At 70.4% G+C, this 13370-nt stretch carries 12 protein-coding genes and 4 pseudogenes; 7 read left to right on the top strand and 9 right to left on the bottom strand.

The features are described 5' to 3' along the window. The first annotated feature begins 33 nt into the window (after positions 1-33). The gene (locus tag ABT115_RS17800; protein ID WP_351790251.1) at positions 34-717 is read left to right on the top strand and encodes a uracil-DNA glycosylase; all 684 of its coding nucleotides are present in this window, start codon (positions 34-36) and stop codon (positions 715-717) included. Positions 718-845: 128 nt separating this feature from the next. Next, positions 846-1331, top strand: coding sequence for a hypothetical protein (locus ABT115_RS17795; protein WP_351790248.1), 486 nt, complete (start codon positions 846-848; stop codon positions 1329-1331). Between the two features lie 55 nt (positions 1332-1386). On the opposite strand, the gene ABT115_RS17790 is transcribed toward ABT115_RS17795, so the two are convergent. Further along, complete coding sequence (locus ABT115_RS17790) at positions 1387-1839, bottom strand: hypothetical protein (protein WP_351790245.1); 453 nt, start codon at positions 1837-1839, stop codon at positions 1387-1389. A gap of 75 nt (positions 1840-1914) precedes the next feature. Then, positions 1915-2084: pseudogene (locus ABT115_RS17785) on the bottom strand (TetR/AcrR family transcriptional regulator); the annotation flags it as partial. 250 nt (positions 2085-2334) lie between these two features. Between ABT115_RS17785 and ABT115_RS17780 the strand changes: the two are divergent. Then, positions 2335-3235: pseudogene (locus ABT115_RS17780) on the top strand (Gfo/Idh/MocA family protein). A 94-nt stretch (positions 3236-3329) separates the two neighbouring features. After that, on the top strand, positions 3330-3677 hold the full coding sequence (locus ABT115_RS17775; protein WP_351790243.1) for a DUF8108 domain-containing protein: 348 nt from the start codon (positions 3330-3332) through the stop codon (positions 3675-3677). Between the two features lie 18 nt (positions 3678-3695). Here ABT115_RS17775 and lnt read toward each other — a convergent pair whose 3' ends face one another. The 3 genes from lnt to ABT115_RS17760 all read right to left on the bottom strand — a co-directional run bounded on the left by lnt (position 3696) and on the right by ABT115_RS17760 (position 6874). Then, on the bottom strand, positions 3696-5348 hold the full coding sequence (gene lnt, locus ABT115_RS17770) for an apolipoprotein N-acyltransferase (RefSeq protein ID WP_351790241.1): 1653 nt from the start codon (positions 5346-5348) through the stop codon (positions 3696-3698). 99 nt (positions 5349-5447) lie between these two features. Next, positions 5448-5945, bottom strand: a complete 498-nt coding sequence (locus tag ABT115_RS17765) for a nuclear transport factor 2 family protein (protein WP_351790238.1) — start codon at positions 5943-5945, stop codon at positions 5448-5450. 68 nt (positions 5946-6013) lie between these two features. Next, positions 6014-6874, bottom strand: coding sequence for a universal stress protein (locus tag ABT115_RS17760; RefSeq protein WP_351790235.1), 861 nt, complete (start codon positions 6872-6874; stop codon positions 6014-6016). A 241-nt stretch (positions 6875-7115) separates the two neighbouring features. Between ABT115_RS17760 and ABT115_RS17755 the strand changes: the two genes are divergently transcribed. Both ABT115_RS17755 and ABT115_RS17750 read left to right on the top strand, forming a co-directional pair. Beyond that, positions 7116-7385 (top strand): hypothetical protein, encoded by a 270-nt coding sequence (locus tag ABT115_RS17755; RefSeq protein ID WP_351790232.1) that lies wholly within the window; start codon positions 7116-7118, stop codon positions 7383-7385. Positions 7386-7502: 117 nt separating this feature from the next. Beyond that, a complete protein-coding gene (locus ABT115_RS17750; RefSeq protein WP_351790230.1) occupies positions 7503-7757 on the top strand; it encodes a LapA family protein in 255 nt (84 codons plus the stop codon). An 87-nt stretch (positions 7758-7844) separates the two neighbouring features. On the opposite strand, the pseudogene ABT115_RS17745 reads toward ABT115_RS17750, so the two are convergent. After that, a pseudogene (locus tag ABT115_RS17745) lies at positions 7845-7976 on the bottom strand (undecaprenyl-diphosphatase); the annotation flags it as partial. 466 nt (positions 7977-8442) lie between these two features. Here ABT115_RS17745 and ABT115_RS17740 point away from each other — a divergent pair. Beyond that, a pseudogene (locus ABT115_RS17740) lies at positions 8443-8790 on the top strand (IS110 family transposase); the annotation flags it as partial. Positions 8791-8865: 75 nt separating this feature from the next. On the opposite strand, the gene ABT115_RS17735 reads toward ABT115_RS17740, so the two are convergent. The 3 genes from ABT115_RS17735 to ABT115_RS17725 all read right to left on the bottom strand — a co-directional run bounded on the left by ABT115_RS17735 (position 8866) and on the right by ABT115_RS17725 (position 13233). Further along, positions 8866-10086 carry an acyl-CoA dehydrogenase family protein gene (locus ABT115_RS17735; protein WP_351790227.1) on the bottom strand — a complete coding sequence of 407 codons (1221 nt, stop codon included), beginning with the start codon at positions 10084-10086 and terminating at the stop codon, positions 8866-8868. Between the two features lie 71 nt (positions 10087-10157). Then, positions 10158-11360: an aminotransferase class I/II-fold pyridoxal phosphate-dependent enzyme gene (locus ABT115_RS17730; RefSeq protein ID WP_351790225.1), complete on the bottom strand. Its 1203-nt coding sequence runs from the start codon at positions 11358-11360 to the stop codon at positions 10158-10160. A gap of 73 nt (positions 11361-11433) precedes the next feature. Further along, the gene (locus tag ABT115_RS17725; protein WP_351790222.1) at positions 11434-13233 is read right to left on the bottom strand and encodes a 2-oxo acid dehydrogenase subunit E2; all 1800 of its coding nucleotides are present in this window, start codon (positions 13231-13233) and stop codon (positions 11434-11436) included. Positions 13234-13370: the final 137 nt, after the last annotated feature.

Genomic DNA, 13370 nt, shown 5'->3' with positions numbered 1-13370 from the left:
TGAAGAACTGATTACTTACCGGAGGTTGTTGACGTGACCGACACCGACCTGCTGCCCGAGTCCTGGCGCGGCGTCCTCGGCGAAGAGCTGCAGAAGCCCTACTTCAAGGAGCTCACCGAGTTCGTCGAGGAGGAACGGGCCAAGGGGCCGGTCTATCCGCCGCGCGAACAGGTGTTCGCAGCCCTGGAAGCCACGCCCTACGACAAGGTGAAGGTCCTCGTACTCGGCCAGGACCCGTATCACGGGGAGGGGCAGGGGCACGGGCTGTGCTTCTCCGTGCGGCCGGGCGTGAAGACACCGCCCTCCCTGCGGAACATCTACAAGGAGATGAAGGAGGAGCTCGGCCTGCCGATCCCGGACAACGGGTATCTGATGCCGTGGGCCGAACAGGGCGTGCTCCTGCTCAACGCCGTTCTGACGGTGCGCGCGGGCGAGGCGAACTCGCACAAGGGCAAGGGGTGGGAGAAGTTCACCGACGCGGTGATCCGCGCGGTCGCCTCGCGTCCCGATCCGGCGGTCTTCGTGTTGTGGGGCAACTACGCACAGAAGAAGCTCCCGCTGATCGACGAGGAGCACCATGTGGTGGTGAAGGGTGCGCACCCGTCACCGCTGTCCGCCAAGAAGTTCTTCGGCTCCCGTCCGTTCACGCAGATCAACGAGGCGGTGGCGGCGCAGGGGCACGAGGCCATCGACTGGCGCATCCCCGACCTGGGCTGACGCTCGGCCGGACCGGGGGTGGGCGCCCGGTGGACAGGTCCGGGACGCCCGCCCGAGCCTCAGCGGGATTGACCGCCGCTGCGGCTAGCGTCGAACGGAAACGGGCGGACGTGGACAGGGAGGCCGCAGTGACGGAGCAGCGGGAGGCGTCGAAGGATGCCGTCATGACCAGGATCGGCCAGGCGATCATGCTGCTGCACGGCGGCGACCGGGAGGAGGCCCGCAATCGCTTCGGCGAGCTCTGGTCGGAGATCGGCGAGGACGGGGACGCCCTGCATCGGTGCACCCTCGCCCACTACATGGCCGACACGCAGGATGACCCCGGCGATGAGCTGGCCTGGGACCTGAGGGCGTTGACCGCGGCCGGCAGTCTGACCGACGAGCGCGCGGCACAGGACTCCGATGCGCTCGCGGTGCGGGCGTTCTACCCCTCTCTCCACCTCAATCTTGCGGCGGACTATGTGAAGCTCCAACGCCCCGAGGCGGCCCGGATCCATCTGGAACGGGCACGCGCTGCCTCCGGTGCGCTCGCGGACGACGGGGCGGACGACGGATATGGGGGAGGCGTCCGCGCGGCGATTGCGCGGCTGGAGCAGAGGCTGCGGGAGCTGTGACGGCGGCCCGTCCGCCTCGGACGGGCCACCCGCTCGACTCTCTCTCCCGCGGGGCTCAGCGGCCGTAGGTGTTCTCGCAGATCCGGGACTGCGGGCTGCCCGCGGGCCAGTGCCCGTATACCCGTCCCAGCTCGCAGACGTCCTTCCTGGTGACGGGGGCCGGCATGGCCGGGGCTGGTGCGGTCACGGCGGGCGGGGCCTGACGCGGCCGAGGCTGCGCCGCCCCGGAGTGCTTCCGTCGCTGTGGTGCGCGGGGCGCGGCGCGTCGGGTGTCCGGCGGTGCGACGGCCGCCGGGGTGGATGCGGAGGCGGACGGCTCGGGGGCCGGTACCGTTCCCAGGCTGTCGTGGACCGGTGGCCGCGCGATCTGCGGCGCCATGTCCTGGGCGGGCGTGCTGGTCCCGGGCCGGGACGGAACGTCCGGCTGCGGCGCCACGGACACACAGCCGGACAGTGTCGTGACCGCCATGCCGACGAGAAGCTGCACGGTGATTCGGGTTCGTTGCACCTGATCAACTCTGCTGTGCGGAACCGGTTTTGAGTGAGCCGGGAAGCCGGGATTGGCCCGCACGAGTGACGCCGGTCAGCGCAATGCCGCCCGCGATCCGAGCATCCCGCGCAGCAGTTCGGCGAAACCGGCACGCAGCTCCTCCTCGGTCGGCGCGAGCGGTGGTACGACCCTGCGGCGCACGAGAACATCAGCCCCTCGAACCAGGCCGGCAGGGACAGGCTGTGCCGTTCGAGCTCGCCCGATCAGGCCGCCGTCATCAAAGACGGCCGGATATACGCCTACGGGGCCGCCGTCGCCCTCGTTCGGCCCACCCTCGTCCTGCGCACCTTCGACGGCAGCGCGGACCGGCAGCCGCCGCAGCACACGTATGCTGCCCTGACGAACGACGCGCACAGGTCACTGCGGTAGACATCGGCTCGAAGAGCTCGACGGGGCACCCTCACCTGGTGAACACCGCGCCGGTCGGCGCCGAACAGTGAGAGGGAGGCCCCTGTGAAGGTCGGCTGCATCGGGCTCGGCGACATCGCGCAGAAGGCGTATCTGCCGGTTCTGACGGCCCTGCCCGGGGTCGAACTGCATCTGCAGACCCGTACGCCCGCCACCCTGACCGCGGTCGCCGAGACCCACCGGATCCCGGCTGGGCAGCGCCACGCCGACCTCGAATCACTGCTCGCCCAGGGTCTGGACGCCGCGTTCGTCCACGCACCGACCGGGGTACACCCGGAGATCGTGGGCCGGCTGCTGGACGCGGGCGTCGCCACGTACGTCGACAAGCCGCTGGCCTACGAACTCGCCGATTCCGAGAGGCTGGTGAGCCTGGCTGAAGAGCGCGGGGTGAGCCTCGCCATCGGTTTCAACCGCAGGGTCGCGCCCGGCTACGTGCAGTGCGCCGAGCACCCGCGCGACCTGATCCTCATGCAGAAGAACCGGGTGGGCCTGCCCGAGGACCCACGCACCATGGTGCTCGACGACTTCATCCATGTCGTCGACACCCTGCGCTTCCTGGTGCCGGGGCCGATCGAGCACACCGTCGTGCAGGCCAGGATCCGCGACGGTCTGATGCACCATGTCGTGCTGCAGCTGGCCGGTGACGGATTCACCGCCATCGGCACGATGAACCGACTCAGCGGCTCGACCGAGGAGCGGCTGGAGGTCTCCGGCCAGGATTCCAAGCGCGAGGTCGTCAACCTTGCCGAGGTGATCGATCACAAGGGGCAGCCAAGCGTACGACGGCGTGGAGACTGGGTGCCGGTGGCCCGCCAACGCGGCATCGAGCAGAGCGTGCTGTTCTTCCTGGACGCCGTGCGGGCCGGAAAGGTGCTGAGCGCCCAAGGACGCCCTGCAGACGCATGAGCTGTGCGAGCGCATCCTGCGCGACCTGGACTGCGCCTAAGCCCGTAGTCCGGGGCCCTCCGGCCTCGGGATGCGTCGGGTCCCGCGCCGATGCAGGCTGGGGACGTGGACCACCGGCCCGTGGAGGTGACCTCGTGAGGCGCCACGACGAGCCAAAGGGCTGGGGAGCACTCCAGCCGCCGCCCGGCTACTACTCGGCGGACGGGCGGCCGCCCGACGCGGTACAGCGCGGGCTGATCCTCGACTGGGCGGTCAATCAGCGGATCGCGAGCGGCTGGCGAGTGGAGTCACGTTCCGAGACACAGGTCGTCATGGTCCGGGGCCGGCCGCTGAATCATGCGCTGCACGCCATTCTGATGGTGTTCACCTGCTTTCTCTGGGGCCCCGTGTGGCTGGTGCTCGCCGTGACCAACAAGGTCGAGCGGGTCTCGCTCACCATCGACGCCCAGGGCCGCATCGTCTCCGTGAACGGCCCCGGATAGTCCGACCGGTATCCGGGCTCACGGCTTGGAGCGTCCGGCGGAGCGATCGGCGGATTCGGTCGACCCGGCGGGTGAGGCGATCACCGGAGCCGCCTCACCCCGGCCACCGGGCGGCCCGCCCAGGCCACGCCTCCTGAGCGAACGCAGCCCTTCGAAGGCGCAGAACGCGACCAGTACCGCCGCCGCCCCCTGCACCGGCCAGTCGCCCAGCCGTACGAACAGCGTCGTACCGGAAGCCAGTGGTACGTCGAACACGGCAGCCCCGCTCATATTCGTACCGAGCGGGACACCGATCCGCTCGCCCTGCGGGCCGTACACCGTACTGACCCCGGTGAGCGTGGCGTGCACCATCGGGCGGCCGTTCTCGGCGGCACGCAGCGCTCCGAGCGAGGCGTGCTGTTCGGGAGCCCAGCTGTGCTGGAACGTCGAGGTCGACGACTGGGCGACCAGCAGTTGCGCACCGTCCCGGGTCAGACTCCGGCTCATGTCGGGGAAGGCGGACTCGAAGCAGATCAGCGGCCCGATGCGCAGACCCTTCCCTCCGGCGGCACCAGGAAGCGACATCGTCACCTGTCGGGTGCCCCGCAGCCGGTCCTCGCCCGCCGCCTTGCCCACGGACGTGGCCCAGCCGAGCACGGAACGGGCAGGGATGTACTCGCCGAACGGCACCAGCCGCATCTTGTCGTATCGCTGCCCGGTCAGCCCGTCCGGTCCCACCAGCACACTGGACTTGAAGATCCCCGACCGCCTCGGTCCATCCGTCTGCCGGGCGTCCATGTTGACCAGCACATCCGCGCCCACCCGACGCGAGAGGGCCGCGATCCGGGCGGTGATTTCCGGGTGCCGGGAAAGATCGACACCGACACTGCTCTCGCCCCACACCACCAGATCGAGATCGCGTCCCGTCAGCGAGCCGGTCAGCCGCTCACTGACGGTGAGCCGACGCCCGACGGTGTGGGGACCTGTGAGCACACCTGGCTGCACGACGGCGATCCTGGCAACGCCCGACCGCTGGGGCTGCGGTGCCCACTGCGCCATCGCCCCCGCGGCCAGGGCGCACACCACGATGCCGACGACGCCGGCCGTACGGGCGGCGGGCACGAACAGCAGGGCGACGGCGGTGTTCACCGCGACCACCAGAAGGCTCACCAGCCACACCCCGCCGACCGATGCCACGCGGAGTGCCGGAGCCACCTCCCACTGGCTCGCGCCGAGCAGCCCCCAGGGACCGCCCAGCCCCTCCCAGGAGCGGGCCAGCTCGATCATCAGCCAGCCGCACGGCACCACGACGACCGCGGCCACGGCTGATGCCACGGAAACCGGTCCGCGCAGTATCCGGAAGACCAGCAGACCCCACGGCGCCCACAGCAGACCGAGCAGGGCCGCCAGGACCACGATGAACACATGGAGACTCGGCATCAGCCAGTGATGCACGGCGATCAGGTAGCCGATCCCGCCGAGCCAGCCGTCGAGCGCTGCCCGGCGCCCCGTACCGGCGGACCGGATCAGCAGCAGCCACGGCACCAGACCGACATAGGCGAGCCACCACAGCGAAGTCACCGGGAACGCGAGCGCGGGCAGCGCACCGGCGAGCAGTGCGACGCAGCCGCGCGACCAGCCGGACCGCAGCACCCGCTCCCACTGCTCGCGCCGACCGGCCGGAATCCGCATGCCGCGCCTCCTCGTCCTGCTGATCAGCAGTGTCCCCCCTGCTCACCCGTTCCGCAGTTCTTCCCGGCGCGAGAGGGGCGGAAGCACTGGTGGGCGGGCTCAGGCCGGGGCGAGTGAGCCCGCCGGGCCGCGCCACTTCTCGTGCACGGTCACGGTCCGGATCCGCCAGCCGCTCCCCGTGCGCGACAGTGTGAAGGCGTACCGCCCGCCGAAGACGAAGTTCGGTGCGGTCGTCCGTACCCCGGATCCGTCCTCACCGCCCGCCGTGCTCTCCAGCCGCATCGGGTTCAGGTAGTCGGCCCGCACTTCGGCGCGGTCGCCCGGGTAGCCGCCCAGGTCCTGGATGTCGAGCCGGCGGTTGACGATCAGATGCTGGCGTACGGGGAAGAGCCGCATGGTCTCCGCGAGCCACTGGGCGACCTCGGCCGCAGGCCCTTCGACACCGCCTGCGCTGCGGTAGTCGGCGCGGCCGTCTGCGGTGAACAGGGCCCGGTAGTCCGCCCATGCGCCGTCGTCCACCGCCATCGCATAGCCGGTGATCACTGCATCGATGGACAGCTGGTCCATCACGGTCGAGAGATCCACGCGCTGCGTCATCGGATCAGTGTCTGCCTGTCGGCGTCAGAGGCCAAGGGGCGTGCACGCACGACGGGTCGGCACAACAGTCAGCAGGGCACCACGGCCACCGGGCCGAGCGCATGCGTGAGCGTGGTCTGCGCGACGGGGGAGAGCCCGAGCCCGAGGGACTCACCGCCCTTGCGTCGCCCGATCACGGTCAGCGCCGCAGTTGCCGAGGCTGTGACGAGGGTGCGGGCAGCGGAGCCGCCGACCGGTTCTCTGACGACCTCGACCTGCGGGTACTTCTCCAGCCAGCCGGCTGTGAGTTCGGCGAGGGTCCGCTCGGCCGCATCGGCCGCCGCGTCCCGGTCGAAGACCGGGCCACCGGAAAGCAACGAGGAGAACATCGTCCAGCCGTGCACGATCCGCAGCCGCGCAGCGGGCCGGGCAGCAGCCGTCGCGAAGGCGAATTCCAGCACCGCTTCACTGCTCTCGTCGGCGGCCACGCCCGCGACAATGTCGGGGAAGGCTTCGGCCGCCTCCCCTCCGTCTTCGTCCGACGGTCCGCTGTGGATGACGACGACGGGGCACTGGGCCATCGAGGCGGTTGCCAGGCTGTTGGAGCCGAGCATCAGGGACCGGAATCCGCCCAGACCGCGCGAGCCTACGACCACCAGCGACGCATCACGGCTGAGCGAGGTGAGCGCCGCTGTGGGGAAGTCCAGCGGCGTGAGCGTCGACGGGTGCAGATCCGGAGCGATCTCGGACACCCTTCGTACGGACTGCGTGAGCAGCTCCTCCGCCTCGCGCTGCTGCGTCTGATCAGTGCGCCGGTTCGGTGTCCGGGCGTGCACGATCACCAGCGGGAGCCCCCGGCGGACGGCTTCGTGCGCGGCCCAGTCGAGTGCGTCACGGCTGTGCGACGAGCCGTCGACGGCTGCGATCACGGGAAGCTCGGTGGTGGTCATGATCTCCTCCAGATTCCGGCGGTACCCGCCCCAGGCTGGTACGCGCACCCGTCGTACGGCAGGGGCTTTCGGCCCTGTCTGCCCGGGAATATCCGGGCGGATGCCACCACGCGCATCAGCCCGCGGCGTGCCACGTACGCTACGGCCGGTCGCGGTCCGGCGATGGCATCGCCGGTACTCCGCGGGGCGTACAGCCTTCCGGCCCGCTGCGATTGTCGGTGTCGGGTGCGATCCTGCCCCCATGGACGAGCTGATGCGGCAACGGCGCGTGTACGGCGCCGAACACGACGATCCCGACCCGGGACCCCAGCCGGGTCACTCCTACCGGGAGTTGGTGGGCGGCCCGCTCGACGGGCTGCTCCTCGATGTGACCGGCTGGACGGAAGCGGCGCTGCGCGAAGGGGCGGCGCTGAACACAGAGATCGGGCGGTTCGGCCCGGGCGGCCGGGCGGAGTACGGGCCCAGGGACGGCGACTTCGACCGGTGGGACTGGCAGGGCGACACGCCCTGACCGTCTCACAGTCGCACCATGTACGGGTGCGGCCGATGGAGCCGATGAGCCCGTACAGCAGAGCGCGGGAATGAGACCTGTCAGGACTAATCACCTGAATCGCTCAATACTGGACTCATGGCACAGAAGACGTCTCGACCGCACGCCCCACCGACCCTCTCCGTCAAGGGCCGGGACGTGCGGGTACGCACCATCGGGATCGTGGCGCTGACGGGTCTCGTGATCTGGTTCATCGCAGCGAACACCGAATCGGTCGCCATCCGACTGTGGATCCCCACCGTTACCGTGCCACTCTGGGCAGTGCTGACCGTGACCCTGCTGGTCGGACTGGTCATGGGCGGGCTCCTGCTCCATCGCCGGGCGAAGCGCTGAGTCCGTGGACGGGGAGCCGGGTCGGGGACTTGCGGGCATGCGTGCGTGCCGCCAGGGCCTGTCCGGCGGATCAGGGCCGGACAAGCCCTACCCCGCCGACTCGCCCGCGTACGGGCTCAGGACTCCCGCGCCGACCAGGGTAAAGACCAAAATGCCCAGAATGATCCGGTAGATGACGAACGGCATGAAGCTCTTGGTCGTGATGAACTTCATGAACCAGTTCATGCGTCGAGGTCCTGAGCGGCTTTGACCTGCTGTTTCCACCACTCCTCAAGATCGAATCGGAGTGCAGTGGGAGATGGCACCTTCCAGTGCTCTCCTCGCTGGCCGCGAAGCGCAGCCACCTGGTTTGCAGCGAATCGGCAATCTCCTGCTCCATGGTCAGCCTCGATGCGTCAGCGGTGATCGCTGTTTCTTGAGGCGATCAGTTCAACCCAGTTTGTCCCGAGAGTGTCGGGCGAGGTCGTCGCGTGTCGCTGCGGCTGCACCGGGTTCCACGGGCCCGGAGACTGCGGGTTCCCTCCGTTCTGGTCTTCGTCGGGTGGGGGTCCGGCTGTCAGGTGACGGCCGGGAGGCTGCTGATCCTGTTCCAGGCGGTGGTGAACGCGCGGCCCAGGGCCCAAGGCCGGACACGCTGGCGAGGTCGTCTGCTGGGACTCGAACAGGAACGACTCCGGAGGTGGTCGTGCCCGAACTGTGGGCTGGTACGGATGCGGGCAAGGCCGAGCATCACTGCGTGGTGATCGACGCGGCGGGCAAGCGCAGGCTGTCGCGGCGGGTGGCCAACGACGAGACCGCGTTGCTGGAACTGATTGCGGATGTCCTCGCTCTGAGCGAAGGAGAGCCTGTGACCTGGGCGATCGACCTCAACGCCGGCGGGGCCGCGCTGATGATCGCCCTTTTGACCGACAACGGGCAGCAGGTCCTCTACATCCCCGGCCGCACCGTCCACCACGCCTCCGGCTCCTACCGAGGTGACGGGAAGAGCGACGCGAAGGACGCATTCATCATCGCGGACCAGGCCCGCTTCGCGCTGCCAGCCTTGGCTGAGGTGGCTACAACCAGTCACGAGTCAGGCGTTGACAACCACATTGGGAATCAGCAACCGCTACGGAAGCCTTCCTCGGGCGCCGGTACGAGCCACCGCGCGGCCGTCAGTAGGCGCGGGCGAGAACTCAGGCGGGAGGCCGAGCTCGCGGGCGATCAGCATCCGCTGGACCTCGCTGGTGCCCTCGCCGATCTCCAGGATCTTCGAGTCGCGCCACATGCGGGCCACCGGGTACTCGTTCATGAAGCCGTAGCCGCCGTGGATCTGGGTCGCCTCGCGGGCGTTGTCCACCGCCACCGTGGAGGAGTACAGCTTCGCGATCGCCGCCTCCTTCTTGAACGACTCGCCGAGGACCAGACGGGAAGCCGCGTCCCGCCACCCGATCCGGGCCATGTGCGCCTTCATCTCCATGTCGGCGATCTTGAACTGGACGGCCTGGTACGTGCTGATCGGCGAGCCGAAGGCGTGACGTTCCTTCGCGTACTTCACCGACTCGTCCACACAGCCCTGCGCGAGGCCCGTCGCGAGCGCCGCGATCGCGACCCGGCCCTCGTCCAGGATCCGCAGGAACTGCGCGTACCCCCGGCCCTCCTCGCCGAGCAGGTTCCCCACCGGGACGCGGACGTCGTCGAAGGAGAGCTCACGGGTGTCCGAGGCGTTCCAGCCGACCTTCGAGTACGGGGCGGCGACCGTGAAGCCCGGGGTGCCGGCCGGCACGATGATCGAGGAGATCAGCGGACGCCCGTCCGGCTTGCGGCCGGTGACCGCCGTGACCGTCACCAGACCCGTGATGTCCGTACCGGAGTTGGTGATGAAGCACTTCGAACCGTTGATGACCCAGTGGTCGCCGTCGCGGACGGCCGTGGTCCGGGTGCCGCCGGCGTCGCTGCCCGCGCCCGGCTCGGTCAGACCGAAGGCGCCGAGCATCTCGCCCGCGCACAGCTTCGGCAGCCACGCGCGCTTCTGCTCCTCCGTACCGAAGCGGTAGACCGGCATGGCGCCCAGCGAGACGCCCGCCTCCAGGGTGATCGCCACGGAGGAGTCGACCCGGGCCAGCTCCTCGAGGGCGATCCCGAGCGCCAGGTAGTCGCCGCCCATGCCGCCGTACTCCTCGGGGAACGGCAGCCCGAACAGGCCCATGCGGCCCATCTCGCGGACGATCTCGTACGGGAACTCGTGCCGCTCGTAGAAGTCGCCGATCTTCGGCGCGACCACGTCGTGCGCGAACGCCTCGACAGTACGGCGGAGATCCTCGTGCTCGGGGGTGAGGCGATGGTCCATGGTCTTCGGCGGTCCTTAAGTGAGAGGGTCCGTACACAAGGAGAGCCGGCGGGGTCAGTCCGCCCGGCGGGTCAGTCCTGCCACGTCCCGGTCAGTCGCGAGGTGGCTTCGCGCATCACGTCCGCGGGCTTGCAGAAGGAGAACCGCACGAGGCGGTCGGTGTGCGGGTTCCGCGGGTTGTGGCGGAAGGCGGAACAGGGAATGGCTGTCACCCCCGCGCGCGCGGGAAGGTCCCGGCAGAACCGCGTCCCGTCCGGATAGCCGGCTCCTCGTACGTCCGCCTGGAGGAAGTACCCGCCTTCGCCGCGATACGTGCGCAGCCCGGCCCGTTCGAGACCGGTGCGCAGCAGGTCCCTGTGGCGTTGCAGCGTGCCGCGCAGCTCCGCCGTCCACGCCTCCTCGTCGCCGAGCATGCGCGCCACGGCGCGCTGGAACGGCGTGCCGGAGGCGAAGGTGAGGAACTGCTTGACGGAGAGGACGGCTTCCACCAGCCTGTCCGGCCCGCAGGCCCAGCCGACCTTCCAGCCGGTGATGTTGAACGTCTTGCCTGCGGACGAGACCACCAGGGTGCGCTCCCGCATGCCGGGGACCGAGGCGAGCGAGTGGTGCCCTGCCCCGTCGTACACGAGGTGCTCGTAGACCTCGTCCGTGACGGCGGTCAGCTCGTGGTCCAGGCACACCCGGGCCAGGGCGGCCAGTTCCGCGGCGGTGAAGACCTTGCCCGTGGGGTTGTGGGGTGAGTTGAGCAGCAGCAGCCGGGTGCGCGGGGTGACCGCCGCCCGCAGTGCGGCCTCGTCCAGGCAGAACCGGTCGCCCTCCGTCGTCAGCGGGACGGCGACGAGCCGGGCGCCCGCCAGCGAGGCGGCGGCTTCGTAGGCGTCGTAGCAGGGGTCGAGGGTGAGGACCTCGTCCCCGGGGTTGCACAGTGCCAGCAGGGCCGCTGTGACGGCCTCGGTCGCTCCGGCGGTGACGACGACCTCGTGGTCGGCGTCGTAGCGGATTCCGGAGCGGCGCGACCGGCTGTCCGCGATCGCCCGCCGCAACTCGGGCAGGCCCGCCGCGGGCGGGTACTGGTTGTGCCCTTCGGCGATGGCCGCCATGGCGTCGTCCAGGAGCGCGCGGGGGGCGGTCAGTCCGGGTGCCCCCTGGCCCAGGTCGATCGCGCCGTACCGCTCGGCGAGCTCGCGGGTCTCGGTGAAGACGGACGGGCGGAAGTTCTGGATGCGATCGGCCCTGCGCTGGCGCGTGGGCGGCGAGGGCGTTGCCGAGGGCACTGTGGTGGTGTCCTTTCCTCGGTGCGGGGAGTCAGGAGTCGTGGACGGGGAGGGTGAGTGCGGGGGTGCCCGCTCACAGCCGCAGCAGGAGGGTGTCGGGGTCCTCCACGAGTGCGCCCAGTGCGGTGAGGAAGGCCGCGGCCTCTGCGCCGTCACACACCCGGTGGTCGAACACGCAGGTGAGCTTCGCGGTGGGCCGTACGACGAGCCGGTCGCCGTCCACGACGTGGGGGCGGGGACGGATGGACCCGACGCCGAGGATCGCCGCCTCGGGGTGGTTGACGACCGGCACGCCCTCGTCCAAGCCGAGTGCGCCGAAGTTGGAGACCGTGAAGGTGGAGCCGGTCAGCTCGCGGGGGGTGAGTGTGCCCGCGCGCGCCCCGTCCGCCAGCCGCGCCGCCTCCTGGGCGAGCCGCACGGTCGACAGGTCCTGGGCGTCGCGCACCATGGGCACGACCAGGCCGCGCGGGGTGGCCGCGCCGATGCCCAGGTGCACTGCGTCGTACGTACGGACCTCGGGGCCGTCCTGGACGTACGTGGCGTTGAGCCGGGGGTGTTCGCGCAGAGTGAGCGTCAGGAGCCGCAGCAGGAGGGCGAAGGGGGTGGCGGCGTGGTCGGCGTCCTGCGCGCGCAGCCTGTCGCGCAGGACGAGCAGGCGGGAGAAGTCGACGACGAGGGAGCAGTGGGCGTCCGGGATCTCCCGGCGCGCACGCTCCATGTGTGCCGCGGTGCGTGCGCGGATGCCGCGCACGGGGATCGAGCGTGTCCCGGAGTCGCTCCCGCCGTCCCTGGCGGTCCCCGTGGTGTGGGAAGCCGCCGCCGCGTGGACGTCCGCGCGGGTGATGGTGCCCTCCGGACCCGAGCCGGCGCCCAGCGCGGCCAGGTCAACCCCGAGCCTGCGGGCGAGATGCCGTACGGGCGGTTTGGCGCGGGGGCGCCCGGTGTCGGTCGGCGCGCGGCGGGGAGCGGGGCGTCTGCGGACCGCGCGCCGTCCGGTGTCCGTCCCTGCCCGTGTGCCGTATCCGACGAGCACGGGTCCCGAATCACCGCCGGTACGGTCGGTGGTGTCAGCGTGTGGGTCCGCGGCGACTCCAGGGCCCCTGCCGGTGCCCGCGGTCGCCCCGCTGTCGATGAGGGTCGGTCCGCCGCCCGCCCTGGCCCGGGCGGCGGCCTGTTCGGTCACCGCCCGGCAGGCGAGGACGTCGTTCCCGTCGACCCGTACCCCGGGCATGCCGTACCCGATGGCCTTGTGCGCGAGGGAAGGGGCCCGTGTCTGCTCTGAGAGGGGCACGGAGATCGCCCACTGGTTGTTCTGGATGTAGAAGACACACGGTGCCGCCGTCACGGCGGCGAAGTTCAGCGCCTCGTGCACGTCTCCCTCACTCGTCGCGCCGTCCCCGATGAAGGCGACGGTCAGGGAGTCCTCCCCGAGCCTGGGCGCCGCCATGGCCGCGCCGACGGCGTGCAGGGCGTGCGTACCAATGGGAATGGACATCGCCGCGCAGGCGTGCTCGGGAAAGCCCCAGCCGCCGTGCCAGGTACCGCGCCACACCGCGCCGACCGCCGAGGCGGGAATCCCGCGCATCAGGAACAGGCCGAGCTCGCGGTACTGCGGGAAGAGCCAGTCGTCGCGGCGCAGGGCGGCGGCGCAGCCGACCTGCGCCGCTTCCTGTCCCCTGCACGAGGGGTACAGGGCCAGCTGTCCCTGCCGCTGGAGGTTGACGAACTCCCCGTCCACGGCGCGGGTGACGACCATCCACTCGTACAGTTCGGTCAGTTCCTCCGAGGGCAGCGTGACGTCGAACTGCGGGTGGTCGACCGGCATGCCCTCGGGGGTGATGAGAGCGACCGGCCGCGGATCGAGGTCAGCCACCGGCCACAACCTTCTGGCACGACAGGACGAGGGCGGGCAGGGTACGGGACAGGTCCATGGGGTGCTCCTGTGAGGATGACGGAAGCGGGCGCACCCGCGGGTGTGCACGTGCGTGCCCACCCGCGAGTCGGCCGTCA

It is taken from the genome of Streptomyces sp. NPDC001832, from assembly GCF_040297265.1.
Taxonomy (GTDB): domain Bacteria; phylum Actinomycetota; class Actinomycetes; order Streptomycetales; family Streptomycetaceae; genus Streptomyces.
This window is presented reverse-complemented; position numbering and strand designations above follow the sequence as displayed.

Coding starts and splice junctions, on each gene's coding strand:
- lnt (WP_351790241.1), bottom strand. CDS start 5,348: ATGCGGATTCCGGCCGGTCGGCGCGAGCAGTGGGAGCGGGTGCTGCGG.
- ABT115_RS17765 (WP_351790238.1), bottom strand. CDS start 5,945: ATGACGCAGCGCGTGGATCTCTCGACCGTGATGGACCAGCTGTCCATC.
- ABT115_RS17760 (WP_351790235.1), bottom strand. CDS start 6,874: ATGACCACCACCGAGCTTCCCGTGATCGCAGCCGTCGACGGCTCGTCG.
- ABT115_RS17755 (WP_351790232.1), top strand. CDS start 7,116: ATGGACGAGCTGATGCGGCAACGGCGCGTGTACGGCGCCGAACACGAC.
- ABT115_RS17750 (WP_351790230.1), top strand. CDS start 7,503: ATGGCACAGAAGACGTCTCGACCGCACGCCCCACCGACCCTCTCCGTC.
- ABT115_RS17735 (WP_351790227.1), bottom strand. CDS start 10,086: ATGGACCATCGCCTCACCCCCGAGCACGAGGATCTCCGCCGTACTGTC.